This is a genomic window from Acutalibacter muris (assembly GCF_002201475.1).
Lineage (GTDB): Bacteria > Bacillota > Clostridia > Oscillospirales > Acutalibacteraceae > Acutalibacter > Acutalibacter muris.
The window spans coordinates 2,977,272-2,997,632 of the sequence record NZ_CP021422.1 but is presented as its reverse complement, the minus strand read 5'-3'; the positions used below and the strand labels follow the sequence as shown (position 1 = coordinate 2,997,632).

Sequence of the window (20,361 nt, the reverse complement as noted above, 5' to 3'; positions counted from 1 at the left end):
CTTATACCTCCCCCGTGAGCAGCACCTTCATGGCCTGCTTCATCTCGTTCATCTTGGCCTCCATCGCTTCCTTGGCCACTTCGTCGGCGGTCTTGTCAGCCAGGATAAACCAGTATTTTGTGCCGACCTTGCAGATCTGCACCAGTTTCATGTTTTCGTGCTCCTGGGCGCCATCCGGGCCCTCAATGGTCACTTTGCTGAGGTTGTCCCGGAAGACGTCCTCGGTGACTTTCTTGTCGCTGATGTAGTTGTTGCCGTTGAGGGTGAGTCCCTCCAGGGCTGTCCCATCAGCCAGCGTAATCTTGAATGTCCTTTTTTCCATGTTGGTCTCCTTCCGAAAAGTTGATAATATAGCAGGCTCATGTTGCTGATCTGCTGCCTTGACATGCGTTTCCAGTTGCCGCCCAGCCATGACTTGAAAGAGTTTTCCACGTCAAAATAGCTCATTTCCCCCGGCGTCCAGCTTCCGCTTGTAGGCCTTCAGCTTGCGGCGCTCCCGGGTGACTGCCTTCGGGTGGATCTTCCGGATCACGCGCCCCGTGTCAGTCAGAGAGTAGCCGATCTGCAGGTAGCGGTAAAAGCTGGACAGCTTGCAGATCCTCGTCTTTTTCTCGTTGATAATGATGCCGTATTCTTCAGCGATCTGCCTCACGCCCTCCAGCACGGTCAAAAGAAAATCTTTGCTGTCGCTGATGATGTGCGTGTCGTCGGTATATCTGCCGAAGAGCTTGCAGCCCATCACGATCGAGATGTAGTTGTCTATCCGGTACGGATGAACGATCCCGACGTCCTGAGAGACCTGGTTGCCGATGTCAACGCCTTTCTTTAGCGTCTTTTCACCGGTCAGCAGTTTCGGATCTGTGAAGCGGTTCATCATCGGGTCGACTTTGCTGTGGTACATTTCCGCGATCTCTTCATCGGAGAAGCGGGAGACGTCCAGCTCGAAGGTCCTGAAGATGTCCCGGATCAGTGTCATAGCCACCTGAGCGACGTCCGGCTCCTGCTCTCGCCGGATGAAATAGTCGAGCGTGGCCAGGATCGGCTCATGCTGGAGATTGCCATAATAACCGGAGAAATCAATGAAGAGCACCCAGCCCTCGTTGCTGCCGGTCATCATGTAATAGTGATGCAGATCCTCCTCGAAGTGCTTCCGATGAAAGCTGACGCCTTTGCCCTTCTGGCTCGCGCTGTTGGTATAGGCCAGGTATTTCTGGATCGACGGAGTGATCACCTCGTCGCAGAGGAGGTGATTGACTGTTTTGTCTCTCATGATGTTACTGGTGATGTACCGGCTGTGGCCCCGTTCATTGATAGGGAACTTCTGGCCGGGTCCTGGTCGGTACGCGCCGTGCATGAGCTCGTCCTGGAGTTTTGCAGTCTGGAGCAGCTGGGTCATCTCATACAGTTGGGTCTTGTACTTGAAGCGGCTGCCGGTCATTGCCGTAGATCCGGTTTGCATCATACAATTTGTTATCCATAAAAATAAACCACGCAATAGTGACAGCGATCGTAACCGGCCACGTCGCGGTTGGCATTTATCGGCTTAGCGGCCGAAGGGATGACTCTTCCTTTCCCATTGCCGTGCGCGGGATCTAGCCCGATAGGATGCACGGTTGTGAAATCCGGGCGGACGCCGATGGAGTTCGAGGCGTTCCAGTTGTTGGCATTGCCATTGTTGTTGACGTTGCAGAAGTTCGTCGCCGACTGAACAATATCAAGAGTCACCCGCTGCTTTGCGCTTTGGTCCTTTCAAGTGTTTTTTGAAACGGTTGTCAGACTGCCGGAGGCTCTTGATCGTGTTGAACAGGTGCTCGATCTCCAGCACGATGCCGGTGTACTTGTTTTTGTCTGCCGGAAGGGCTTCCGCGATATATTGGAGCTCGTCCTGGAGCATATTGCAGCACTCCATCGCCTTGTCCCATTGCAGCCGCCTCTCCTCATATTCCGACCAGTAGTCCGGCCAGATGGTATTGGCTGCCCGCATGTGGACGCTGATGTCCTGGCAGAACGTGAGCACCCTGGCCCGCTCCTGCTGGATAAACCAGAGGTTGAAATCTTCCTCCTGCTCGCGGATCTTTGCCGCCAGCTCCTCGCGCTCTTCTTCGTTGACCACATAGGCAGTCACGGCCTTGATGTGCTTTTCAAAGCGCTTTTGACTGTAGCCGAAGGTCGCCATCAGCTCGGCGGTGATCCGCTTCCTGATGTTGTAGATCATGTGTTGAGCGCGGAGAGGTGACTCAGAGCGCTCGCTTTTTGGGATGTCTGACATGCTTCGTTATCTCCTTATCATCCCGGGCCGCAAGGGCCCGGGGATTGTCGATCAGTAGATCAGGAAAGCCGGGCGGACGCCGAGGAAGCCCGAGGCGCTCCCGTAGTTGGCACCGCCATAGTCGTCGACGCGGCAGAAGGCCGCCGCCGAGTGAACATCCCGCAGCCACCAGTTTTCCCTATTCGTGATCAGATCCGGATGGGCCTGGAAGAGCGCCAGCTGGCTCTTGTCGATGCCAGTGTCGTAGCCGTTCTGTGAGCCACCGCCCCAGGCATAAGAGCCGTAGACCATGTGCTCATTCATGAGGTCGATCTGTGTGTCATACCAGGCCCAGCCGGAGCTCATGCCGTTGCTGACAGCATTGGTCAGGAGCTGGCGGTGGGTCAGGATGTGATCCGCGCCGAAGTCCTGCTTGATAGTCGCCAGAGCCGCAGCCAGGCCGGAGGTCTTCATCTTGCTGCCGTAGTAGGCGCCGGTCGTGACGTTGGTGTCGTTCATGACGCCGTTATAAAACGACTTGTCCGGAAATACCAGCATGTGGTGCTGGGTGAGTTCAGTGTCCCCGCAGTGGAGCCGGTAGTCGGCATGGGCCGCCCAGTATTTCCGGCCGTTGATGGTCCAGTAGCCCCCGGCGCGGACCTTGCTGAAGGTCCCCGAGCGGATGTCCTGGGACTGTTCCGCCGTGAAGCTGGTGCCCAGGTCGTACTCCACGAGGATGTCGGTCAGCGTTTCCAGGTCCTCGATCGCCTGGGCGTTTGTCTTGGTGTCTCCCAGCACCTCATTGAGGGCAGCGACCAGACTGGTCTTATCCGTTGTCTCCAGTGTGCTCAGGTCGCCAGTGATGAAGGCGCCCAGCGCGGACAGCTTCAGGGCCTTGACGCCGGTGCCGTCTGCCAGACGGACCAGAACGATGTCGTTGCCGCTGGAGACTGCCGCGATCGCGGGCTCCTCATTGAAGCGCTTGCCGTTTTCGATGTTGATCTGCATGTTGTTTTCTCCCTTCTTATGCGTACATATATTTCCAGTCGACCATGACAGCATTGTCATCGTCGTCCAGGATCACGTTGCCATCGTCATCCAGCAGCGGCGCGAAGAAGTCGTTGTGGATGTTCATGTATTCGAGCAGGCTGAGACGCTCGCCTTGCTCGTTCGTGATGTTGATCAGACGCCCGGCGACGTCCTCGTCGAGGAGCCCCTGCACTTCTGCAAACCAGGCGTTGAAAGCGTTCTGACTGTTCCGCTGGAACTCTTTCAGGGCCTCGGTGGTCGCGGTGAGATCCGCGTTGCCCTTTGCCTCCAGCTGCTCGATGTACTCGTCGATCGCCGCCGTGTAGCCGTTATAGGCTTGTGTGGCCATGTTCTGAAACATCTCGTAACTGGCGTCCGACTTCTCCACGAACTCCGTATAAAAAGCATTGAACTGATCATAGAAGACCTCCGTGTCGAGGTGGTCGATCAGCTGGGTGATGAAGCCGCAGACAGAGCTGTCCGCCCGGGTGTCCGTGATGGAGCTCTGGGTGATGACGCCCTGATTGGTGCCGATGCTGACCAGAGCCAGGCCCAGCTCATAATAGTCGCCGCTGGACGGTTGGAGAAGCTCAGGCGGGGCGGGGTTGGCCGCAGGTGTGCCGGTTTTGACGATGATCTCGCAGAGGCGCTCCAGGTAGTTGCAGCGGAGCACGACGCGGTCGATCCGGCTGTATTGTGTGGGCGCTGTCGCGAGCGCGTAGGTCTCCTCTGCCCCGTCATAGGCAAAGGCCCCGTTGATCAGGCCGAAGCCTGGGCGGATCTTTACGGTCAAGCCAGAACTGCCCGCGACGACCTGAAAACAGTCCCCGGGCAGAGCCAGCACCCCGTTGGTGAGCAGCTTCGCAAACAAGAGCCGAAAGAGCTCTGACGTTTCTGCTCGGTCAAAAATAGGCATACCCTCGGAGTCGACCCCGGTGATCTCTGAGTCAAAATATCCGTATCTCATAGCCATAATTTACGATGCCTCCCTCTTTATGATTTTTGTGATAGACGTCGCCATGTCATTGCCGAAGACCACGCTGAGCGTCTGCTTGCTGCCCTCGTAGACCTCCTGGATCTCGGTGATCCGCTTGGTCGTCTCAATGCCGACGTCGGTATAGCGGTAGGTGCAGAGGTCGCCCAGGTCGAAGTCTGTCATATAGACCAGATTGGCGTCCGGATCCACGTCGCTGTTGACCGTCTCCACTTTTTCGTATTCCGCCAGCTTTTCCAGGCCGCGCTGCCGGAGCAGCTGCCGGTATTGTGCCTGGGTGTAGGTGTGCTCGCTGCCGTTGTCGTCCGTGTAGGTGCTCTGCAGGTCTCTTGCGTCCACATAGAGCTCCCGGCGTTCCTCGTTCGGATTGCTCCGGATGTCCACCTCCACGATGACCCGGGCGGCCCCTTCACCTTCCCCGGCCACATAAGCGAAGTTTTTGCACTCCGACTCGTCCCGGTCATAAACCGCATTTTTGACATTGTAGAAGCTGTCGGAGAAGATGGCCCAGCTGTTGACCTCTTGCGCGTCGGTTCGATCCTTGCCCTGCCACACCACAAAGGAGAGGGTGTTGGCCTGATAGTCATAGGCGAGCCGGTGGCTGAGCTCCTGGGTCTTTTCGACCTCGTAGAGCTTGTCGCCCAGCCGGTCGCCGGTGGCCATGACGGTGATGCTGCTGCCGACGCCGGAAAGCGCTCCGAGCTGTAGGTGCGCGATCTTGCGGCCAGCGTCGGTCGGGTTGATGGCGAACTTCTGGACCAGCTGGCGGCCGATAGCTTCCGGAGTGCCGGTGATGTTGATCTGGGTGTTCAGGACCCGATCGTTCAGCAGCTCCTCCGAAAAATAGCCCTTGCAGTAGGCCGTCCGTGCGCCCTTGGCGTCCCGGGCAAAGTTGACTTCCCGGATGACGCCGAGATCAGTCCGGTCGCTCCGGTAGAGGTAGCGGCCGGTGTTCATAAGCTCAAAAAACTCGGCGGGAGTGTAGAGCTCAAAGAGGCCGGAGTCATAATAACGCCGATCCCATATCAGAGTATTGAAAACGCTCACCACGCCGAGCGTGTCCATGTTTTTGTCGAGAATGATCAGCTGCATAGGCTATACCCCCAGATACTTCGGAGTATAAAAAAGGTTGACGTCCAGGTTGGTGTAGTTCCCATCCGCGTCATACTCCAGATAGTTGTCACCCACGGCGAGCTGGAAGGGCTCGCTCTGGCGGTCAATGCGCTGGTAGCAGTTGACGCCGTTCAGCGTGATGACCTGGTGCCGGTCGTTTGTGTCGATCAGCAGGATGTCACCCTGCTGCATGACCACCTTGACCCTCATAAACTGGCCGGTGCCGGTGTTGGTGATCTTCGGGTTGGTAACGCTGCCTCGGGTAGCGATGAACTGGATCTGGACGCCGGTCGGGACGTCTCCATCGTTGGAAAGAACGACCTCCTTGTGCAGTGTCCGGTAGCCCATTGTCATGCCGCCCAGCATCAGCCCCCGGGCCTTCGGTGGATAGTCCAGCTTGCCCGTGGCTCTGGTCACCAGCACCCTCCAGGGGAAGGCGAAGAGCGGGGAGATATTGGCCATGTTTTTGCCGAAGTTGTCGACGTTCAGCATGTACGGATCCGGGCAGATCAGGTCAACCAGGATCCGGAGCTTGTTGTCCATGTTTTGAGCCGTGCCAAAAGTCCAGCCCTCCAGCTCGTACTCGATGTTCCGGCTCACGCCCATGTTGATGATCAGGGCGCGGCCGGTGTACTTTGGATTGAAGAACTGGATCACGCGGGCCCGGTTCTCGGGGTTGTTTTTGTTGCTCTTGAAGCTGGCCTCGATGTGGATCGGGCGCGGTTTGATCTTTTTGCCATCCACCGACGCCCCGTCCACCAGGGCGTTGTCCGACGTGCTGAGCTCCAGCTCAGAGGACTCCAGGCCCGTCACTTTGGTGATGTCGATGTCCTCGTTCGGGCCCATGCGGAGCGTCTTGCCGTTGCAGGTCAGCTCTATGGTGATTGTGTTTCGTGTCATTTCACACCTCCCACTATGTTCCGCAGCGCCTCGCGCTGGGCCTTGCTCACTTCGGAAGGCGTTGCCACGGGCACGTTGTAGGTGTTCTGCTGTTCCATGCGCTGGTCATAGTAAACACTGGTGCCGGTCGTGGTCAGCGCTCTCGCACTCGCCGCGCCGGAGGCGTTCAGGTTCAGAGATCCAGCGGAAGCTGAGACAGCGGTCTGCATCTTCGCGACCATTTTCTTCGCCTGGAGCTGCATGTCTTTGACAGCGTCAGGCATGGCTTTCTCAAAGCCCTCACCGATGCCAGGAGGGAGCCAGCGGCCAACCTCGTCCCGGAACTCCGTCGACGGCGAGTTGATGCCCAGGGCGTCCTTGGCTGCATCCAGAAGACTTGAAGCCAGATTGGAGACCTTATTCTTCAGCCAGTCCCAGCCGGAGCTGATGCCGTTCCAGAGCCCGCTGACGATGTTGCTGCCGACCTCTTTGATCTTATCGGGCAGAGACTTCAGCCCATTGACGACGGAGTCGAAGAGCTGCTTCGCCGCTGCAGCGCCCTTGCTGGCCAGCTCAGTGCCCCAGGAAACGACTTTTGAAGCCGCCTGGCTGAGATAGGTCCATACCTTCCCAGGGAGCTGCTGGAGCGTGCTGGACACCTTGCTGAGCATGTTGCTCATGGCCGTCGAGGCGTTGCTGAGCATCTGCTGACCCCATTGGATCAGCTTGTTCACCGTGTTGACCAGGTGCGTCCAGACCTTCCCAGGGAGCTGCTGCACGATGCTGGTGATCTTGCTGAGCATGTTGCTCATGGCCGACGAGGCATTGCTGAGCATCTGCTGGCCCCACTGGACCAGCCGGGTGACGGTATTGACGAGGAAGGTCCACACCTTCCCCGGAAGCTGCTGCACGACGGTGACGACCGCGTTCAGCATGTTGCTCATGGCCTGCTGGGCCTGGGCAATCATATTGCTGCCCCATGCCAGCAGGTTGTCGAGGACCATCTGGAAGATCTCGGCCGCCTTGTCCTTCAGCGTGGCCAGCCCGTCAATGATCGCGGTAACGATCCGGGGGATGGCTTCACCGAGTTTGGACAGCAGCTCCGGCACGGCAGCGGTGATCTGCCCCCAGAGGTTTTTCGCACATTCGAGGACCTGAGGAGCCGCCGCGACGAGCGCGTCAACGATGGCCACGATGATGTCAGGGATGGCCGCAGCCAGCTCGACGATGATGTCAGGGATGGCCTCGACCAGAGCCATCAGGAGGTCGATCCCAGCCGCCAGAATATCCGGGGCGGAAGCGGCCAGCGTGGTCACGATAGAGGTCACGATCTCGGGCAGAGCAGCGACCAGCGACTTGATGACCACGGGCAGCGCGTCGACCAGAGCCATCAGAAGCTCAACCCCAGCCTCCAGGATCTTCGGGATGGAAGAGACCAGGAACTTGACGATCGAGTCGATGATCTTAGGCAGAGCAGCGACCAAAACCGGCAGAGCGTCGAGGATCCCCTGAGCCAGACCGAGGATCAGATCCAGAGCGCAGTCGAGGATCGCGGGCAGCTGGTCCAGGAGCGAGGTCGTGACATAGCTGATCAGCTCAACCAGAGCGGGCAGAAGCGACGGCAGCATGGAGCTGATGCCGCTCACAATCCCCGTAAAGATCGAGGTGAGCGTGTCCAGGAGCGAGCCCAGCCCGTCCCCTTCGATGAAGCCCGTGATCGTCTGGACGATCTTGTCAGCGGTTCCGACAAAGTCAAAGCTCAGGACCGTCTCCTGGAGCTGCTTCAGAACACTCTGGCCAGCTGAAAGCACGGCAGGGACGATGGCCGCCACCAGCCCGGGGATCTGTGCAATAATGGCGCCGCCGAGGGCGGGAAGCGTTTCGGCAAAGCGCGGGATGATCTCGGCAAGGTTTTTGACGATATTGTCCGCCGCTGTGGCGAAAGCATCCGCCAGCTGGTCCGCGTCACCGGATCCGTTCATGAAGTTGTCCCAGGCGGCCTTGGCCGAAGCCATTGAGCCCTCCAGTGTGCTCGCAGCCTCTTTTGCCGTGGTGCCGGTGATCCCCATTTCTTCCTGGACGGCGTGGATCGCCTGGTAGACGTCGTTCAGGTTGTTGATGTCATACTTGACGCCGGTCAGCTTTTCCGCATCGGCCAGGAGGCGCTCCATCTCTGTCTTGGTGCCACCGTAGCCGAGCTTCAGGTTGTCCAGCATCGTGTAATTTTGCTTTGCGAAGCCCTGATAGGCGTTCTGGATCATGTCCATGGACGTGCCCATCTTGTTCGCATTGTCGGCCATGTCTATGATGGCCATGTCGGCCACTTTGGCCGCTTCCTCAGTGTTTCCACCGAGGGACTGGAGCAGAGACGCCGAGAAGCTCGTGACCGTGCTCATGTAGTCGTTGGCGGACATGCCCGCCGTCTGGTAGGCGCGATCCGCCGCCGCGATGACCGCGTCAGCTGCATCGCCGAAGAGCGTCTCCACGCCCCCGACGTTCTGCTCCAGCTGCCCCACACTGTCGAGGGCAGACTTTCCGAGGTTGGCCAGAGCATCAACCGCTCTGGTCATCATCTGGCCGGTAAACACGCCCAGCGCTTGCTGGGCGACGCTTGCGACCTTGCCCATACCTGACTGTAGACCGCCAGTGTCCAGGCTTGTATCAAATTTCAGAGTCCCGTCTGATGCCATGACCTTCTCCTCCTGCTAAAAAGGCGGCAGGGTTGCCGCCGTTCATGAGTAGAGAGTTCAGGTCACTTTCGAGCTGCTGCCGGTCAGCCGACTGAGGGAGCGCATAGACGCGCTTCAGGTGCTCATAATGCTGCCGTTGCTCCTTGGACGCTTTTGCCGGGATCTTCATCGTGCGGTAGCCGATGATCTTGACCAGCTGAGTCTCTTCAGGGAGTGATCGAAAAAGCGCTCGAAACTGCCACCAGTGGAGGGGGTGCCGCGCCAGGTCCAGACCGTAGGCCTGCATAAACGCGGAGTAAATATAGTCGGCGTCATACTCGTAAGAAAAGGGCGGGTCTTTGTCGCTGTCCGTGGCGTCAGCCTCCGTCGTCTCAGCGGGATCCGCGCCGCAGCGATAAAACCAGATCATTTGATTGATCGCCTCGTCGAGTACGCTGCCATCAAAAACGGTGCCCGGAAAATAGAGGTCCAGCGCGGTCCGGAGCTTTTCCAGATCGTCGAGCTGACCGTCTTGCAGGACTTCCTCGAAAAGGATCCCCGTGCGAAAGTCAGTAGTGATCGGGACCATCTGACCCGCGATCTCGACCTCTTCGGGCAGGCCGTCGATCAGAAGGTTCAGTGCCTTTTACCCTTGCCGTGACCGTGCTGCTGGGAGACGAACTGCGCGGTCTGCATCTGCCGGGTGGCGGCCTGCTGGCGCTGGGTGTAGCGGTTGGTGAAGTCGTTGAGAGTCTTCCTCTCGCTGGCAGCCCACTCGCTGACCTTCTCGATGGCCTTCAGGTGCTCCATGACGTTCATCTTGCCGTGGAAGAGCCTGTCGGCCGTTCCGGATCCGAAGATCTCGTCGAAGCACACATTGACCACTTCACACTGGGCGCGGTAATTGGCCGCAGCGGTCGGGAAGTTCTCGCGCTTTTTGGCCTGAGCCGTGTCGCGCATTTTGATCATGGACTGCTCAAACTTCTCCATGAAGTCCGCATCCATCAGATCGCCTTCGAGTTTCACGTCGTTGATAATCAATTCCATTATTCTGTTTTCCTCCTCTGGTCGGTGCTATAAAAAGAGCACCAGCAGGCTGCACCGTTGCGCCTGCTGGTGCCTGGTCGCTCACTGCCCCATCGGGCCAGTAGTACGGAGCCAGTGTTTACTTGTTTAGTCGCCGGAAACGACGGGAGCGTCGTATTTGCCAGCGAAAGTGCCAGCCGTGAACTTTTTGCTCACGGTGTCAAATTTGCCCTGGATGGGATCGCCGACCGCGTGAAGCGTGCCGGAGACGCTGATCTTCTCGCCGCCTGCTCCGGAGTTATCGCTGACCTCATTGGCCACGGTAAACTGGCGGGCGGTGTATTCGGCCGATGTCTCGCTCGGGGTCCCGATCGGGTTGAAGAGCTCCACCCGGACATATTTTAGCTGAGCCTCGTCGCCGGTGGCGTGGTCGCGCCCCATCTTCCAGAGCTTGTAAATCGCTTTCTGGGAAGGGATCAGGCGGGACTCGTAAGAGAACTCGGTCTCGTAGCCGGTGATGTCAGTCGAGGCTGTGACCTCGTTGACATAGGTCTCGCTGTCGGTCTGGGCCCCGGGACTCTCGTCCAGGGTAGTGAAGCCGGTGCCCATGAGCTCGTAGGTGCCATCGATCTCGGCGTAGTCCGCGATGGCGTTCCGGAGCAGGGCAGCGCGGCTCTCGTCAAAGAGCTGAAGATCAAAAATTTTCTTTTTCATGCGCTTATGCCTCCTTGTGATAAATGAGTTCGATCTGTATCTGGTATCTGGCGTTCTGCATCGACTCGTCGAACATGTAGCCAGACGACAAAACAGCGAGCTGCTCCGGGTGCATCCCCTCAGGGAGCTCCGGGAAGTTGCCCGCTGTGCTCTGGGCCTCCACCCATGCCGCGAAGTCCTCATAGAAGGAACTGTTCGCGATATTCTGGAGGCGGTCCATTCCGTAATACTCGCGGCTGCCAAAGTTGAACTGGTAGCGCCGGTCTGAGCTGCCGTCGATGTAGGTCTCGATCACGGGGTTGAAGATGCCGGTCTCGATGGTGTACTCTTGCGGCTGGTCGCCCAGGGCGTCCACGCGGAACACTCCGTCAGCCAGCAGAGGGCAGTCCAGGAAGAAGGCAGTCACGCCCTCAATAATTGACTTGACCATGCTTGGCCTCCTTTATTTGCTGTTGATCAATCGCAAGAGCGCCGCCCGGTTGGCCGTCTTCATGCGCTCAAACCACATGCCGCCGCGCCTTGGATCATAAGACCGGGTCTGGCTGGTGTTGTAATACTGGGCCCTGGCGTATGGCGCGATATACTGCACCTCGCCGGAACCGATGACAGTGCCCAGAGTGCCGGAGCGTTCCAGGGCGCCGGTCCGTTTCGGGACCAGTGGAGCGCAGCGCCGGAGCACCTCGCTGTCAATGATCTCCTGTTTTTTGCTGAGGACGGCGTTCATCTTTGGCGCGCAGCCGTTGTTCCAGATCAGCTGGACCCTGCCATTGCTTCCCTGGATGATGGCCCCTCTGGGGCTCCTGATCGGCTTAAATGCCATATTATTCGCCCCCTATCCGCCAGTGCTTGACCGCTGCTGAGCCGCGGATCGTGTTGTCGGCGTATTCTTTCACCGTGATGACGTCCACGAACTCAGTGGCGGCCAGCTGCTTGACAGCAGCCTCGTCGATCGGATCCGTTAGGGAGGTTTCACATGCCAGGACAATGTCGCCTTTCTGAAGCGTCCAGTGTTGCCTGGCTTCCTCCTCTGTCATGGCCTTGAAGGCCCTCTCGTTTGCATGGATCCGGTCGTTCTGGACCTTTGCGTCAATCGGGATCCGGAGCTTATAGGTCAGACTTTCAGCGTGGGCACCATCCGTGGAGTGGCCGGAGCTTTTCGACTCATAGTAAGAGGCGCCGGAGATGCAGGTCGGAAAATAAACCTCACGCCGGTCAGCGCTCAGCCGCTTATTGAAGACTGTGATCGTAACCTGCACATACATGACAGCACCCCACCTTTCTGCTGAGCCAGCCGGTCGGCAGCAGGTAAAGCCTGACCGCCTCGGCGATCTTCTTCCGAAGAGCCGCCTCAGCGGTCTGACCGTCCTGGGCCTCAGTCACATAGGTGACAGAGTAGCCGTCATTGCTCTCGCTTTTTACACCAGCGGACCCGCTGGCGCCGTTGCTTTGTTTGCTGTTGTAGACGACCTCCGCCGCAGCGCACACCGCGAGCTTCACGCGGCTGTCCTCTTTGGCAAAGATGTCGCCGTTGACATAGGTGAGGTAGCTGATGACCGCCTCAGCCTCCGCCTCGACCCTGGGGAAGTCCTTCTCCGGGATCAGGGTCCCGAAGGTCTCAGTGTAAAACTCATAAGAAACGTACATCAGCCATCACCCCCTCTTAGGCCTTGGCCGTGACGGTCGCGTCGCCGGTCTTCTCGCACTTGCTGGTGCTGTCAACCTCCACGATCACGATCTTGTCGCCGGTCTTTGCGGCGATGTCAGCGGAGCCGTCCCATGCCGTGTAGCCGCTCTTGCAGATCGCACCGATGGCGGGCTTGGTGACGCTGGGGCCGGTCTTGTACTTGTAGCTGTTGCCGTCAGAGAGCGCCGGGCTCACGGTGATCTTGGTGTCGCCGCTGTTAGTGCCTGCGGCAGACGTAACGGTCAGCGTGGTGCCCGTAGTAGCGGGAGCCAGGACCGCAAACGGGAAGCGTTTGGTCTTGTCCTGCTCCAGGGAGTTGATCGGGTTCGGGATCTCCCAGCCCAGACGCATGACAGCCCGCAGCGCGACCATGTCATTCTGCATCAGGTTGTAGGCGATGGTGCCGTCCGTGTTCTGGACCACGCCCTCGGTGAAGAGCTTGAAGGTGATGTCCTTGCGGATAGAGTAGACCAGCTGGGAGAAGTCACCAGAGATCAGCATCGCCTCAGTCTTGTCGAAGGCCCCGTTACGCGGGAAGTAGATGGCAGAGCCGTCCAGGCTGTAATTGCCGGACTGCTGCATGGAGTTCAGGAAGAGCGGGCGATCGTTCTGGTCCTTCAGTCCACGCAGCTTGGCCCTCAGGGAGATGTCAGCGACGTGGCCGTTCACGAAGAAGCCGGACTCCTCCACCTTGGAGATGACGCCACCCTCGCCGAGCAGGTCGGTGAAAAGGTCGTTGCCCATGACCACGGAAGCGCCCGCAGTCTTCGCAGAGGGCACCAGGCCGTCGCGCCAGTTGGTCGGCTTGCCGTCTCCGAAGAGGATGGCCGCGTCGATGACCTTGCCGAAGGCCTCCTGCACCCTGGGCTTCACCTCGCCCCAGATGTCGTAGTCAGCGTCGTCCAGGACCGCCTCGGGAATGGGCACGATGACCGCGATCTCCTCGGCGTAGATGACCTTCTTGTCCCATGCCTGCTTGGTGGTCTTCTTCGCGCCGGTGTCGCCGTTCACAAAGTAGGCGATCGGCAGGGAGTCCAGGACGGGGAGCTTGTTCTGGGCGGTGGTCATGTCTGCCAGACGACGACCGACCGAGAGGACAGCAGACTGCTCGATGGCTCCCTGGATGATCTCTTTGGCCCTGTCCTCGGGGATCAGAGCCTCCGCGCCCGAGCGGTCGATGATCTGGGCGTCGGTGTCAAAAAGCTGAAGATTGAAAAATCTCTTTTTCATAGTTTTACCTCCATAAAGTGTTGATGTTAGCGTCGCGCTGCTCGACGGATGGCGTCATTGATGGCGTCGTTGGCGCCCTGGCCAGAGCTTCCGCCCTGCCCGGAGCCGTCCGTTCCGGTCTTCACCTTGTAGGTGCCGCCCCCGGTCGTGAAGCGCGGGTTTTCTTTCAGGTACTTGGCGACGGCCTTCTCGAAGTCCAGCTTGTCATCCGCCTGCATGAGGGCGCTGACCTTGAACATGACATAGTCAAGATCCTCCTCGCGGACGCCCTTGGCGCGGAGCGCGTTGCTGTTCTTCAGGGCCGCCAGCTCAGCGAGCGCGTCGTCGCGCTCTTTTGTGATGCTGTCGACGTTGGGCCTGCTTGCCGCCTGCTGGGCCTTATAGGTCGCGATGGCCTTGGACACTTCTTCCTCGCTCATGCCCTGCTGCTTGAAGTAGGACGCGAGAGCGGCCTTCTCGGCGCGTTGTGCCCTGGCGTTTGCAATCTCCTCGGCCTGCTGGAAGCTGTAAGAGCCGCCCCCACCGTTGTTCCCGGCGCTTGCTGCCTGGCCGCCGTCACCAGTCCCGGCTGCTCCGCCCTGGCTGCCGCCAGCGCCGCTCTGACCGCCGTCGTCAAAGAGCTGAAGGTTGAAGTGTTTTTTCATGGTTTATTCCTCCGTTTTTATAGTGTGCGTGAACACGTTCCAGCTCATTGAGGCAGAGCCGTCCGGCCATAAAAAGAGCGCCCTGGCTGGGCGCTCAAATTATCAGTATCGTGTTGTCGTAGCTGTCCCGGATCCGGATGATCCCGATGTACCAGGTGTCGATCAGGGCCTTGCCGATGGCGTTCACTTCCTCCCACTCGATCCGGACGTCGCCAGGATCATCGAGGGCCTTGATCGTCATGCCTGCAATAGCCTCCAGCCCTTCGATCAGGGTGAGGGTGAGGGCGGAGACCGCAGCGCAGACGATGTTCTGGCCCGGCGCTTCGCCGTTGGCCCTGGGCGCGTGGCCCTGGACAGTTATGTGATGAAGATCGAGGTGTACTTTGATCATAGGCTCACACCTCGATCGGCTTCATAAGCGGCAGCTCCGCCAGATGCTCCGGGGGAAAGAACTCAGCCGCGATGCCGTTCTCTTTGCTGACAGATACGGGCGCGACGTCCGGCTCTTCTTTTGTCTCAGCGTTGCGAAAGCTAAAGACCCACTTGTCCGGGAGTTCACTCGCCTCCGATATTTCAAGCCCGGCGCCCATAAAATCAAGCGCCGCCTTCTTTGCCTGCTCTATTGTGACCATGTTATTCCTCCTTTTGCTTAGCACATAGCTCTATACGATCAGTAAAGTCCAGATTGTCGATCCGGACGAGTTCCGTCATGCCTGGCTTTATCATGCCCGCCGCAAAATAGCCCGAACAGTCCATGCTTCCGGATTGTGGATCCACGAAAACAGTCTGCCCATCCACTTGCAGCGCGTTGAATACATGGCCGCCGCCAGACTTCCAGCGCACCCGGACGATGGCCCGGGCTCCGTCGCCCCAGTTTTGCATCTCTGACTCAATCGTGGCCCGACATGCCTTCCCGGTGCTCTTGTGTACGCTCGTAACCGTGGCGCCGTTATAGACAGAGAGCCAGCCGGTCCTCGCGTTCATATAGGGGAGCTCGTCGACGCCGGTCAGTATGCGGGCCCTGGCTTCCACATTGTAGCCGCGCATCCTCGCCTCGAAGGCGGAGACGCAGCGCTGGCAGTTTAGGGTCCATTCCTTCGTGTAGAGCTTGAAGTTCGGGTTTGTCCCGGTCACGGCCTGCTGGGCCGTCATCGGCTCGCCCTTCTTCCAGCTCGCGGGCACGCCCGGGTCTCTCTTTATTGTACCAGATGCCGGAGCATTTTGTGAAGCCGCTCTTTGTGCGGCCCTTATATCGGCCTGGCGCTTTTTCTCCTGGCGCTCCTTCGCTCTGTTGATCTGCTCCGCTTGCCACTTTGCGTAGGTCTGAGGGCTGGGGGCGATCCGTCCCTGGGTGCGCCCGGTGTAGACCCGCTCCATCTGCTCCGGCAGTCCCATCGCTTTGCTGAAGCGCTTGTACTCGTCCAGCTGGGCCTGGTATTTGCACTGGGCCGTCGTGATGTCCTCCGGATCAGCCCCTCCGTCCCGGAGAAGCTGCACCTGCTCACGCCTTGCCCTCATGGCGGTCTCCATTTGCCGCTGCTTCTGGGTGGCCTCATAGGTCGTATATTCCCGGCCCCGGAAGCGCTTCGGCGTAGCTTCGCGGGCGTTCTGCTCTGCAAGCCATTCGTCCGTATAAAGCCGCTCACTGATGCCGGGGATGAAGGGGTAGTAGGTGTGGCGGCAGTTCCAGCCCAGCAGCCCCGGGCCGGTGCCCAGGCCGCACTTGGTCGTCAGCTGCTCCTTGGTGTAGACCTTGCCCTGCCAGACCGCGTGATCCGGTCGAGCGCCCGCGTGCCATGTGACCTCGAAGTATTGAGTCCCGAGGCGCTGGGCGTTCATGTCCGTGACCCGGCCGGTCAGCTGGCCGAAGCCGGTCAGCAGCGCTCGCCTGGCAGCGACGTCGATCCGGTTATGCCAGCCGCTCGCGTAGTCGATGCCGTAGGCGTTGCCCCCATCGCTGAAGGCGTGGTCTGTCCGCAGCCCGGAGGCCGTCATCTGGCCGACCATCCTCCGGATCAGTGTGTTGTAGTCATAGGCTCCGTTGGCCATGCCCGTGATCGCCTGGTCGAGATAGCCGTTGTAAACGTCAGCCAGCGGCGTGAACACTTTGCCGCCGTGTCCGTTGTCTATCATGAAGCCCATCGACTTCGTGATGTTGTAAAGCTCCTCGCTGGACTGATCAACGAGGGCGTTGGTGATCTGCTGGAGCTCGGGGTTCTGCTCATAGGGGATGAACTCCTTGCCCACCTGCTCGTAGAGGCCCCGGTCCCGGGTGTATTCCCGATCAATAACCTCAGCGTAAAGCCTCCGGACCTCTGCCTCGTTTCCGTCCACTGCCTTCCGGATCAGGTTCTCGATGTCCTGGGTGCTGTTGCCCAGAATAATGAGGCGCTGGATCTGCCAGTCGGCCGAGTCTGTGATCGTCCCAGCTTTCCGGATCCTCCGGACGATGTCGTCCATGATGTCCTGCTCCAGCTGCCGGTATTTCTTTTCTATGCCTGCCGCCAGTAGGCTGTGGTAGCTCTCGTCCATAATATCACATCAGGATCCCGCCAGACTGGTCCGGGAGCTTCTGCTCGGCGACCTCTTCGGTCTCGCCGTACCACTTGGCGCGGTATTCTTGCAGGCTCATGGCCCCCATCGCGACGTCTTGGCGGTCTTCCTGCCTCTCTGTCTGCTTGTCTTCGATGATCGAGTCATCAAAATCTATCCTGATGTCAGTCTCCAGCACCAGCCCGGGGACGTTTGCCGTCTGGCCCAGGCGTATGATGCAGCGGATCAGATCTGTCAGAGCGTCGCCCAGGATGATCTCATGCTTCCGGATCGTCCGGTACATGTCGGAGTTTTCACTGATGACCTGGGTGGCCGTTACGACTGACCCACGCTCAAAGCGGTAATACTGGGTGCCGAAGCCGCACTTGAAGCTCAGCAGGTTCAGGTCGTTGTTGATGGCCTGCTCATGCTCCTGGATCCTGAGGGTCGGGTTGACTTCGTGCATGGCCTCCTTGGTGTCTTTGAAGTAGTCCTCCGGCAGTTGGTAGAAGACAGAGTCGTGAGGATCAAAGACCGGGGCGCCGTCCACATTGGTCAGCATCTCCGGCGAGACAAAGATCCGCTTCCGGCCCAGGGAGAACTCATTGGCATAGCTGTCATACTCCAGGTCGAGCTTGGCCAGAACGTCGACGCTATTGGCAAAGAGCGAGATCCCCATCGGGTTCGAGTCGTCCTCGTCGACATTGTTGGCGATGTTCAGCTTGTCGATGACAAACTGGGGTTGATCGGATCCAGTCTCCACACGGGCCGCCAGGCCCTCAAAGTGAGGGATCTGGTTCCACTCCTCAGGCGTCAGCTCACGCCCGGCCCCGGACGTGCAGAGGACCACGCTGTTCTCGATGACGTACTGGAAGCCCAGAGACTCGCCGGTCGTTTCATCCTTCCGGGGTTCGAGCTTGTGGTGCTGGAACTGGGCGTACTTTTTCCGCTTGTATGTCTTCTCAAAGACGAAGATGACCTCCGTGATCCGGGAGTTCTCCCAGGCAGTCGGGAAGATGTTCTTCGCCACTACATAGTCCAGTTTTACCTCAGCATTGACCACACGGCCCTGGTCGTCGATCTCCATGTTGGTCAGATACGGAACATAGGCCACGGTGCCGCAGGCCGCTTTCCGCTCCTGGTATTCGTTGCCCTGCACGGTGAAGTTGGCAGCGTTCAGCACGCTCTCGACAAAGGCCGCCGTGGTCTCGTCTGCTATATTAAATTTGACGCGCTCATTCAGCAGCAGGTCGCTGATGTCCTCGCAGAGCTTCTTCGCCATGCTGAGGCTCTTCCGCTGGCAGCGCTCGTAGTTGCTGGCGCCATGATAGACCCGGTACTGGTGGAAGTTCCGCACGTTGGATCTGTACCAGCTGTCCCATGCTGCAATCTTTGTGTAGAAGGAGCTGTCGATGGTGTCGATCCCCTTCTTTTTGAAATACTCGAAAATGTTCATTTAATGACTCCTTCCGGCTCCTCGTCTTCTTTATCCTGCACGGGGAGGAAGTGCTTCAGCTTTGACCAGAGGCCCATCACCAGGTAGCGGATGGCGTCCATGCAATGATCGGACAGCTTGACCGGCTTCTCCAGGCCCCGCTCAATACTCTTTTTGTCGTACTCGTACAGACCAAACTCTTCCCGGGCGTGTTTCTGCCCAGGGTCTATGCTGAGCATGTCAAAGGTGAGGAGCTTCTGCACCCTGGAGATGCCCAGAGCGACGTCGTTCTCAGCGTCCCGGATCAGGACCGTGTAAGACGTCCCTCTGGCGGCTCTCTTGATCTCCTCCATCAGGCCCCCGGCTGAGGGGTCAATGTAGACATAGAAGAGGCCGCAGCTGTATCGCTCATGAAGGTCATCCAGGAAGCCCACAAAGTCCCCAGCGTAGTCGCTCGGGCTTTTCTGGGCTCCCGTTTCCCGGCCGCTGTAGTAATACTCGGCCAGGCCCTCCAGCTTGTGCTTGGCCACGTTCAGCCCGGCCGCCTGGTAGGTGGTCGCGTTCTGCTGGCCATAGTCGACGCCCACGCCGATGATCTGAAAAGCGTCCTCTTTGGTCCGCCCGACGTGCCGGTCGCTGAACATGTAATAGATCAGCTCGTCGACGCCGATGGACTGGCCCAGCCAGAGCCAGCGCCACTGGCGTTCGTCCACCTGGCGGAGGATCTCCGCCGACTCCAGCAGCTTCCGGCCGATCCACTCAGGGGGCACGTCTCTGTAGTCCACATGAACGTGGACGCAGTCGGGGCGCTGCTCCATCTTGCGGGTCCATACGACGACGGGAGCGTTGGGGTTCTTCGGCGGGTTGTAAAGGTAGAGCATCTGGAAGCCCTCGTCGTTGCCTCTGATGAAGGTCGCCTCAATGTTCTGAAGCTCGTCCTCGCCTTCGCCCTGCTCAAAGAACTCGTTCACCTCGTCGATCAGCACCAGCTTGATCGGCTTGCTCTCGTCGATGATGCCCTTGGTGTCGTCGATGTTGTCGGAGCCGGTGAAGTATATCGTGTTCCCGTTCTCCAGAAACGTGATCTCCATCGGGCTCACGGTGATCTTGAAGAGCCGCTCGTCCAGGCCCAGCCGCTTGATGGCCCTCTTTATTTCCTTGTAGACCGTCTTCCGGAGCTTGTTGTGGCGCTTCCGGATGACGACGGCGCTGCCGTCGATGTCCTGCACAATCTTAAAGACAGTCTCGATGGCCGCCTCGCTGGACTTGGTCCCAGCTCTTCCTGATGTCAGGATCTTGTGAGTGTGCTCGTCATCGTTGAACACGTCCCAGAACTTCTCAATAATCAGATCACTGATCCGGATCTGGCTGTCGCTTTGTGTCATTGATGATCGTCACCTTCTTCACCTCTCCAGAGCCGCTCCCGAGTTTTGCCCGCAGCAGCTCCAGGCGAAGCCGTTGCTCCTCCGTGGCAGCCTCACCGGCAGCTCTCAGCATATCGTCGTATTGTTTGATCAGCCCCCGGAGGGAGTCCATCGCCCGGGCCTGGGCCTTCATGAAGTTGGCCTGCTTATCCCATGCCTCCTGGACCTCCCAGCGCTCGCCGATGACGTTGCCGTCTTTCTCCTCAACCTTCTCGACCGTCTTGTCGTTCTGATCTTTGACATAGGCGATCTTCTGGGCCCTCACGATGGCCGCAAAGGCCAGCTGTATCTGAGCCCAGAGAAGATCCAGGGGAGAGGAGTCAGCGGTCAGGCCGACCAGCTCCAGCGTCTCCTCCGGCAGATAGCGAGAGAAGAAGCCGAACTTCTCCGCGTGCTTATTCCCAGGGGGCCCGGTGGCGTTTTTGTTCCCGGGCTGGCCGCCGCGTTTCCGAGCGTTCGGTTTTTTCTTTCCCGAACGCTCGCTTTTTTCTCCGTCCCATTTATAGGTACACTTCCAGCGGCGGACGGTTCCCTCTGGAAGATCCAGCTTTTTCGCGATGTCGACGAGTTTGAGGCCCTGCCGGTAGAGCGCCAGGGCTTCGTCCGCCTTCGCGTTCTTCGCCTTGGGCACGACCTCACCACCTCCGCTATTCGTCGTTTTGGTGGCCATGAAAAAGAGCAGGCGGTCCTTCGCCTGCTCTCATCATTCCACGCTATCATAATAGCACATTTATTTTTGC

At 58.8% G+C, this 20,361-nt stretch carries 24 protein-coding genes; all 24 read right to left on the bottom strand.

Translation table 11 applies throughout. From position 1 onward, the window contains the following. Position 1: 1 nt before the first annotated feature. On the bottom strand, positions 2–322 hold the full coding sequence (locus tag ADH66_RS15255; RefSeq protein WP_066539035.1) for a hypothetical protein: 321 nt from the start codon (positions 320–322) through the stop codon (positions 2–4). A gap of 111 nt (positions 323–433) precedes the next feature. Next, positions 434–1,438, bottom strand: a complete 1,005-nt coding sequence (locus ADH66_RS15250; RefSeq protein ID WP_066539036.1) for a reverse transcriptase domain-containing protein — start codon at positions 1,436–1,438, stop codon at positions 434–436. 32 nt (positions 1,439–1,470) lie between these two features. Then, positions 1,471–1,725 (bottom strand): hypothetical protein, encoded by a 255-nt coding sequence (locus tag ADH66_RS20695; protein ID WP_207652999.1) that lies wholly within the window; start codon positions 1,723–1,725, stop codon positions 1,471–1,473. Continuing rightward, complete coding sequence (locus ADH66_RS15245) at positions 1,715–2,269, bottom strand: hypothetical protein (RefSeq protein WP_066539037.1); 555 nt, start codon at positions 2,267–2,269, stop codon at positions 1,715–1,717. The genes ADH66_RS20695 and ADH66_RS15245 overlap by 11 nt, the downstream gene beginning before the upstream one ends. A 51-nt stretch (positions 2,270–2,320) precedes the next feature. After that, on the bottom strand, positions 2,321–3,256 hold the full coding sequence (locus ADH66_RS15240) for a hypothetical protein (RefSeq protein ID WP_066539038.1): 936 nt from the start codon (positions 3,254–3,256) through the stop codon (positions 2,321–2,323). Between the two features lie 16 nt (positions 3,257–3,272). Beyond that, a complete protein-coding gene (locus ADH66_RS15235; protein ID WP_066539040.1) occupies positions 3,273–4,250 on the bottom strand; it encodes a hypothetical protein in 978 nt (325 codons plus the stop codon). Between the two features lie 3 nt (positions 4,251–4,253). After that, positions 4,254–5,363: a siphovirus ReqiPepy6 Gp37-like family protein gene (locus tag ADH66_RS15230; protein WP_066539042.1), complete on the bottom strand. Its 1,110-nt coding sequence runs from the start codon at positions 5,361–5,363 to the stop codon at positions 4,254–4,256. A 3-nt stretch (positions 5,364–5,366) separates the two neighbouring features. Further along, the gene (locus ADH66_RS15225; RefSeq protein ID WP_066539044.1) at positions 5,367–6,284 is read right to left on the bottom strand and encodes a phage distal tail protein; all 918 of its coding nucleotides are present in this window, start codon (positions 6,282–6,284) and stop codon (positions 5,367–5,369) included. Further along, the gene (locus ADH66_RS21140; protein ID WP_066539046.1) at positions 6,281–8,953 is read right to left on the bottom strand and encodes a phage tail protein; all 2,673 of its coding nucleotides are present in this window, start codon (positions 8,951–8,953) and stop codon (positions 6,281–6,283) included. Before ADH66_RS21140 ends, ADH66_RS15225 begins: the two co-directional genes overlap by 4 nt. Beyond that, positions 8,925–9,551: a bacteriophage Gp15 family protein gene (locus ADH66_RS15215; protein ID WP_257789580.1), complete on the bottom strand. Its 627-nt coding sequence runs from the start codon at positions 9,549–9,551 to the stop codon at positions 8,925–8,927. Before ADH66_RS15215 ends, ADH66_RS21140 begins: the two co-directional genes overlap by 29 nt. A 17-nt stretch (positions 9,552–9,568) precedes the next feature. Beyond that, entirely contained in the window at positions 9,569–9,979 is a 411-nt protein-coding gene (locus tag ADH66_RS15210) for a DUF6673 family protein (protein WP_066539048.1), read from the bottom strand. A gap of 126 nt (positions 9,980–10,105) precedes the next feature. Then, positions 10,106–10,672 (bottom strand): hypothetical protein, encoded by a 567-nt coding sequence (locus ADH66_RS15205; protein WP_079699433.1) that lies wholly within the window; start codon positions 10,670–10,672, stop codon positions 10,106–10,108. 4 nt (positions 10,673–10,676) lie between these two features. Continuing rightward, entirely contained in the window at positions 10,677–11,102 is a 426-nt protein-coding gene (locus tag ADH66_RS15200) for a hypothetical protein (RefSeq protein WP_066539050.1), read from the bottom strand. 12 nt (positions 11,103–11,114) lie between these two features. Beyond that, entirely contained in the window at positions 11,115–11,492 is a 378-nt protein-coding gene (locus ADH66_RS15195; protein WP_066539051.1) for a minor capsid protein, read from the bottom strand. A 1-nt stretch (position 11,493) separates the two neighbouring features. Next, positions 11,494–11,934, bottom strand: a complete 441-nt coding sequence (locus tag ADH66_RS15190) for an SRPBCC family protein (protein ID WP_066539052.1) — start codon at positions 11,932–11,934, stop codon at positions 11,494–11,496. Next, on the bottom strand, positions 11,900–12,316 hold the full coding sequence (locus tag ADH66_RS15185) for a head-tail connector protein (RefSeq protein ID WP_066539053.1): 417 nt from the start codon (positions 12,314–12,316) through the stop codon (positions 11,900–11,902). The genes ADH66_RS15190 and ADH66_RS15185 overlap by 35 nt, the downstream gene beginning before the upstream one ends. Positions 12,317–12,332: 16 nt before the next feature. After that, positions 12,333–13,586 (bottom strand): phage major capsid protein, encoded by a 1,254-nt coding sequence (locus tag ADH66_RS15180; protein ID WP_066539054.1) that lies wholly within the window; start codon positions 13,584–13,586, stop codon positions 12,333–12,335. 26 nt (positions 13,587–13,612) lie between these two features. Beyond that, the gene (locus ADH66_RS15175; protein WP_066539056.1) at positions 13,613–14,230 is read right to left on the bottom strand and encodes a hypothetical protein; all 618 of its coding nucleotides are present in this window, start codon (positions 14,228–14,230) and stop codon (positions 13,613–13,615) included. A 94-nt stretch (positions 14,231–14,324) separates the two neighbouring features. After that, positions 14,325–14,621 carry a ribosomal-processing cysteine protease Prp gene (locus ADH66_RS15170; protein ID WP_066539057.1) on the bottom strand — a complete coding sequence of 99 codons (297 nt, stop codon included), beginning with the start codon at positions 14,619–14,621 and terminating at the stop codon, positions 14,325–14,327. A 4-nt stretch (positions 14,622–14,625) separates the two neighbouring features. Then, complete coding sequence (locus tag ADH66_RS15165) at positions 14,626–14,862, bottom strand: hypothetical protein (RefSeq protein ID WP_066539059.1); 237 nt, start codon at positions 14,860–14,862, stop codon at positions 14,626–14,628. Between the two features lies 1 nt (position 14,863). Beyond that, positions 14,864–16,762, bottom strand: a complete 1,899-nt coding sequence (locus ADH66_RS20170) for a phage minor capsid protein (protein ID WP_066539061.1) — start codon at positions 16,760–16,762, stop codon at positions 14,864–14,866. A 4-nt stretch (positions 16,763–16,766) separates the two neighbouring features. After that, the gene (locus tag ADH66_RS15155) at positions 16,767–18,218 is read right to left on the bottom strand and encodes a phage portal protein (RefSeq protein WP_066539063.1); all 1,452 of its coding nucleotides are present in this window, start codon (positions 18,216–18,218) and stop codon (positions 16,767–16,769) included. Further along, positions 18,215–19,582, bottom strand: a complete 1,368-nt coding sequence (locus ADH66_RS15150; RefSeq protein WP_066539065.1) for a PBSX family phage terminase large subunit — start codon at positions 19,580–19,582, stop codon at positions 18,215–18,217. Before ADH66_RS15150 ends, ADH66_RS15155 begins: the two co-directional genes overlap by 4 nt. Beyond that, positions 19,548–20,291: a phage terminase small subunit gene (gene terS / locus ADH66_RS15145; protein WP_207652998.1), complete on the bottom strand. Its 744-nt coding sequence runs from the start codon at positions 20,289–20,291 to the stop codon at positions 19,548–19,550. The genes ADH66_RS15150 and terS overlap by 35 nt, the downstream gene beginning before the upstream one ends. Positions 20,292–20,361 lie beyond the last annotated feature (70 nt).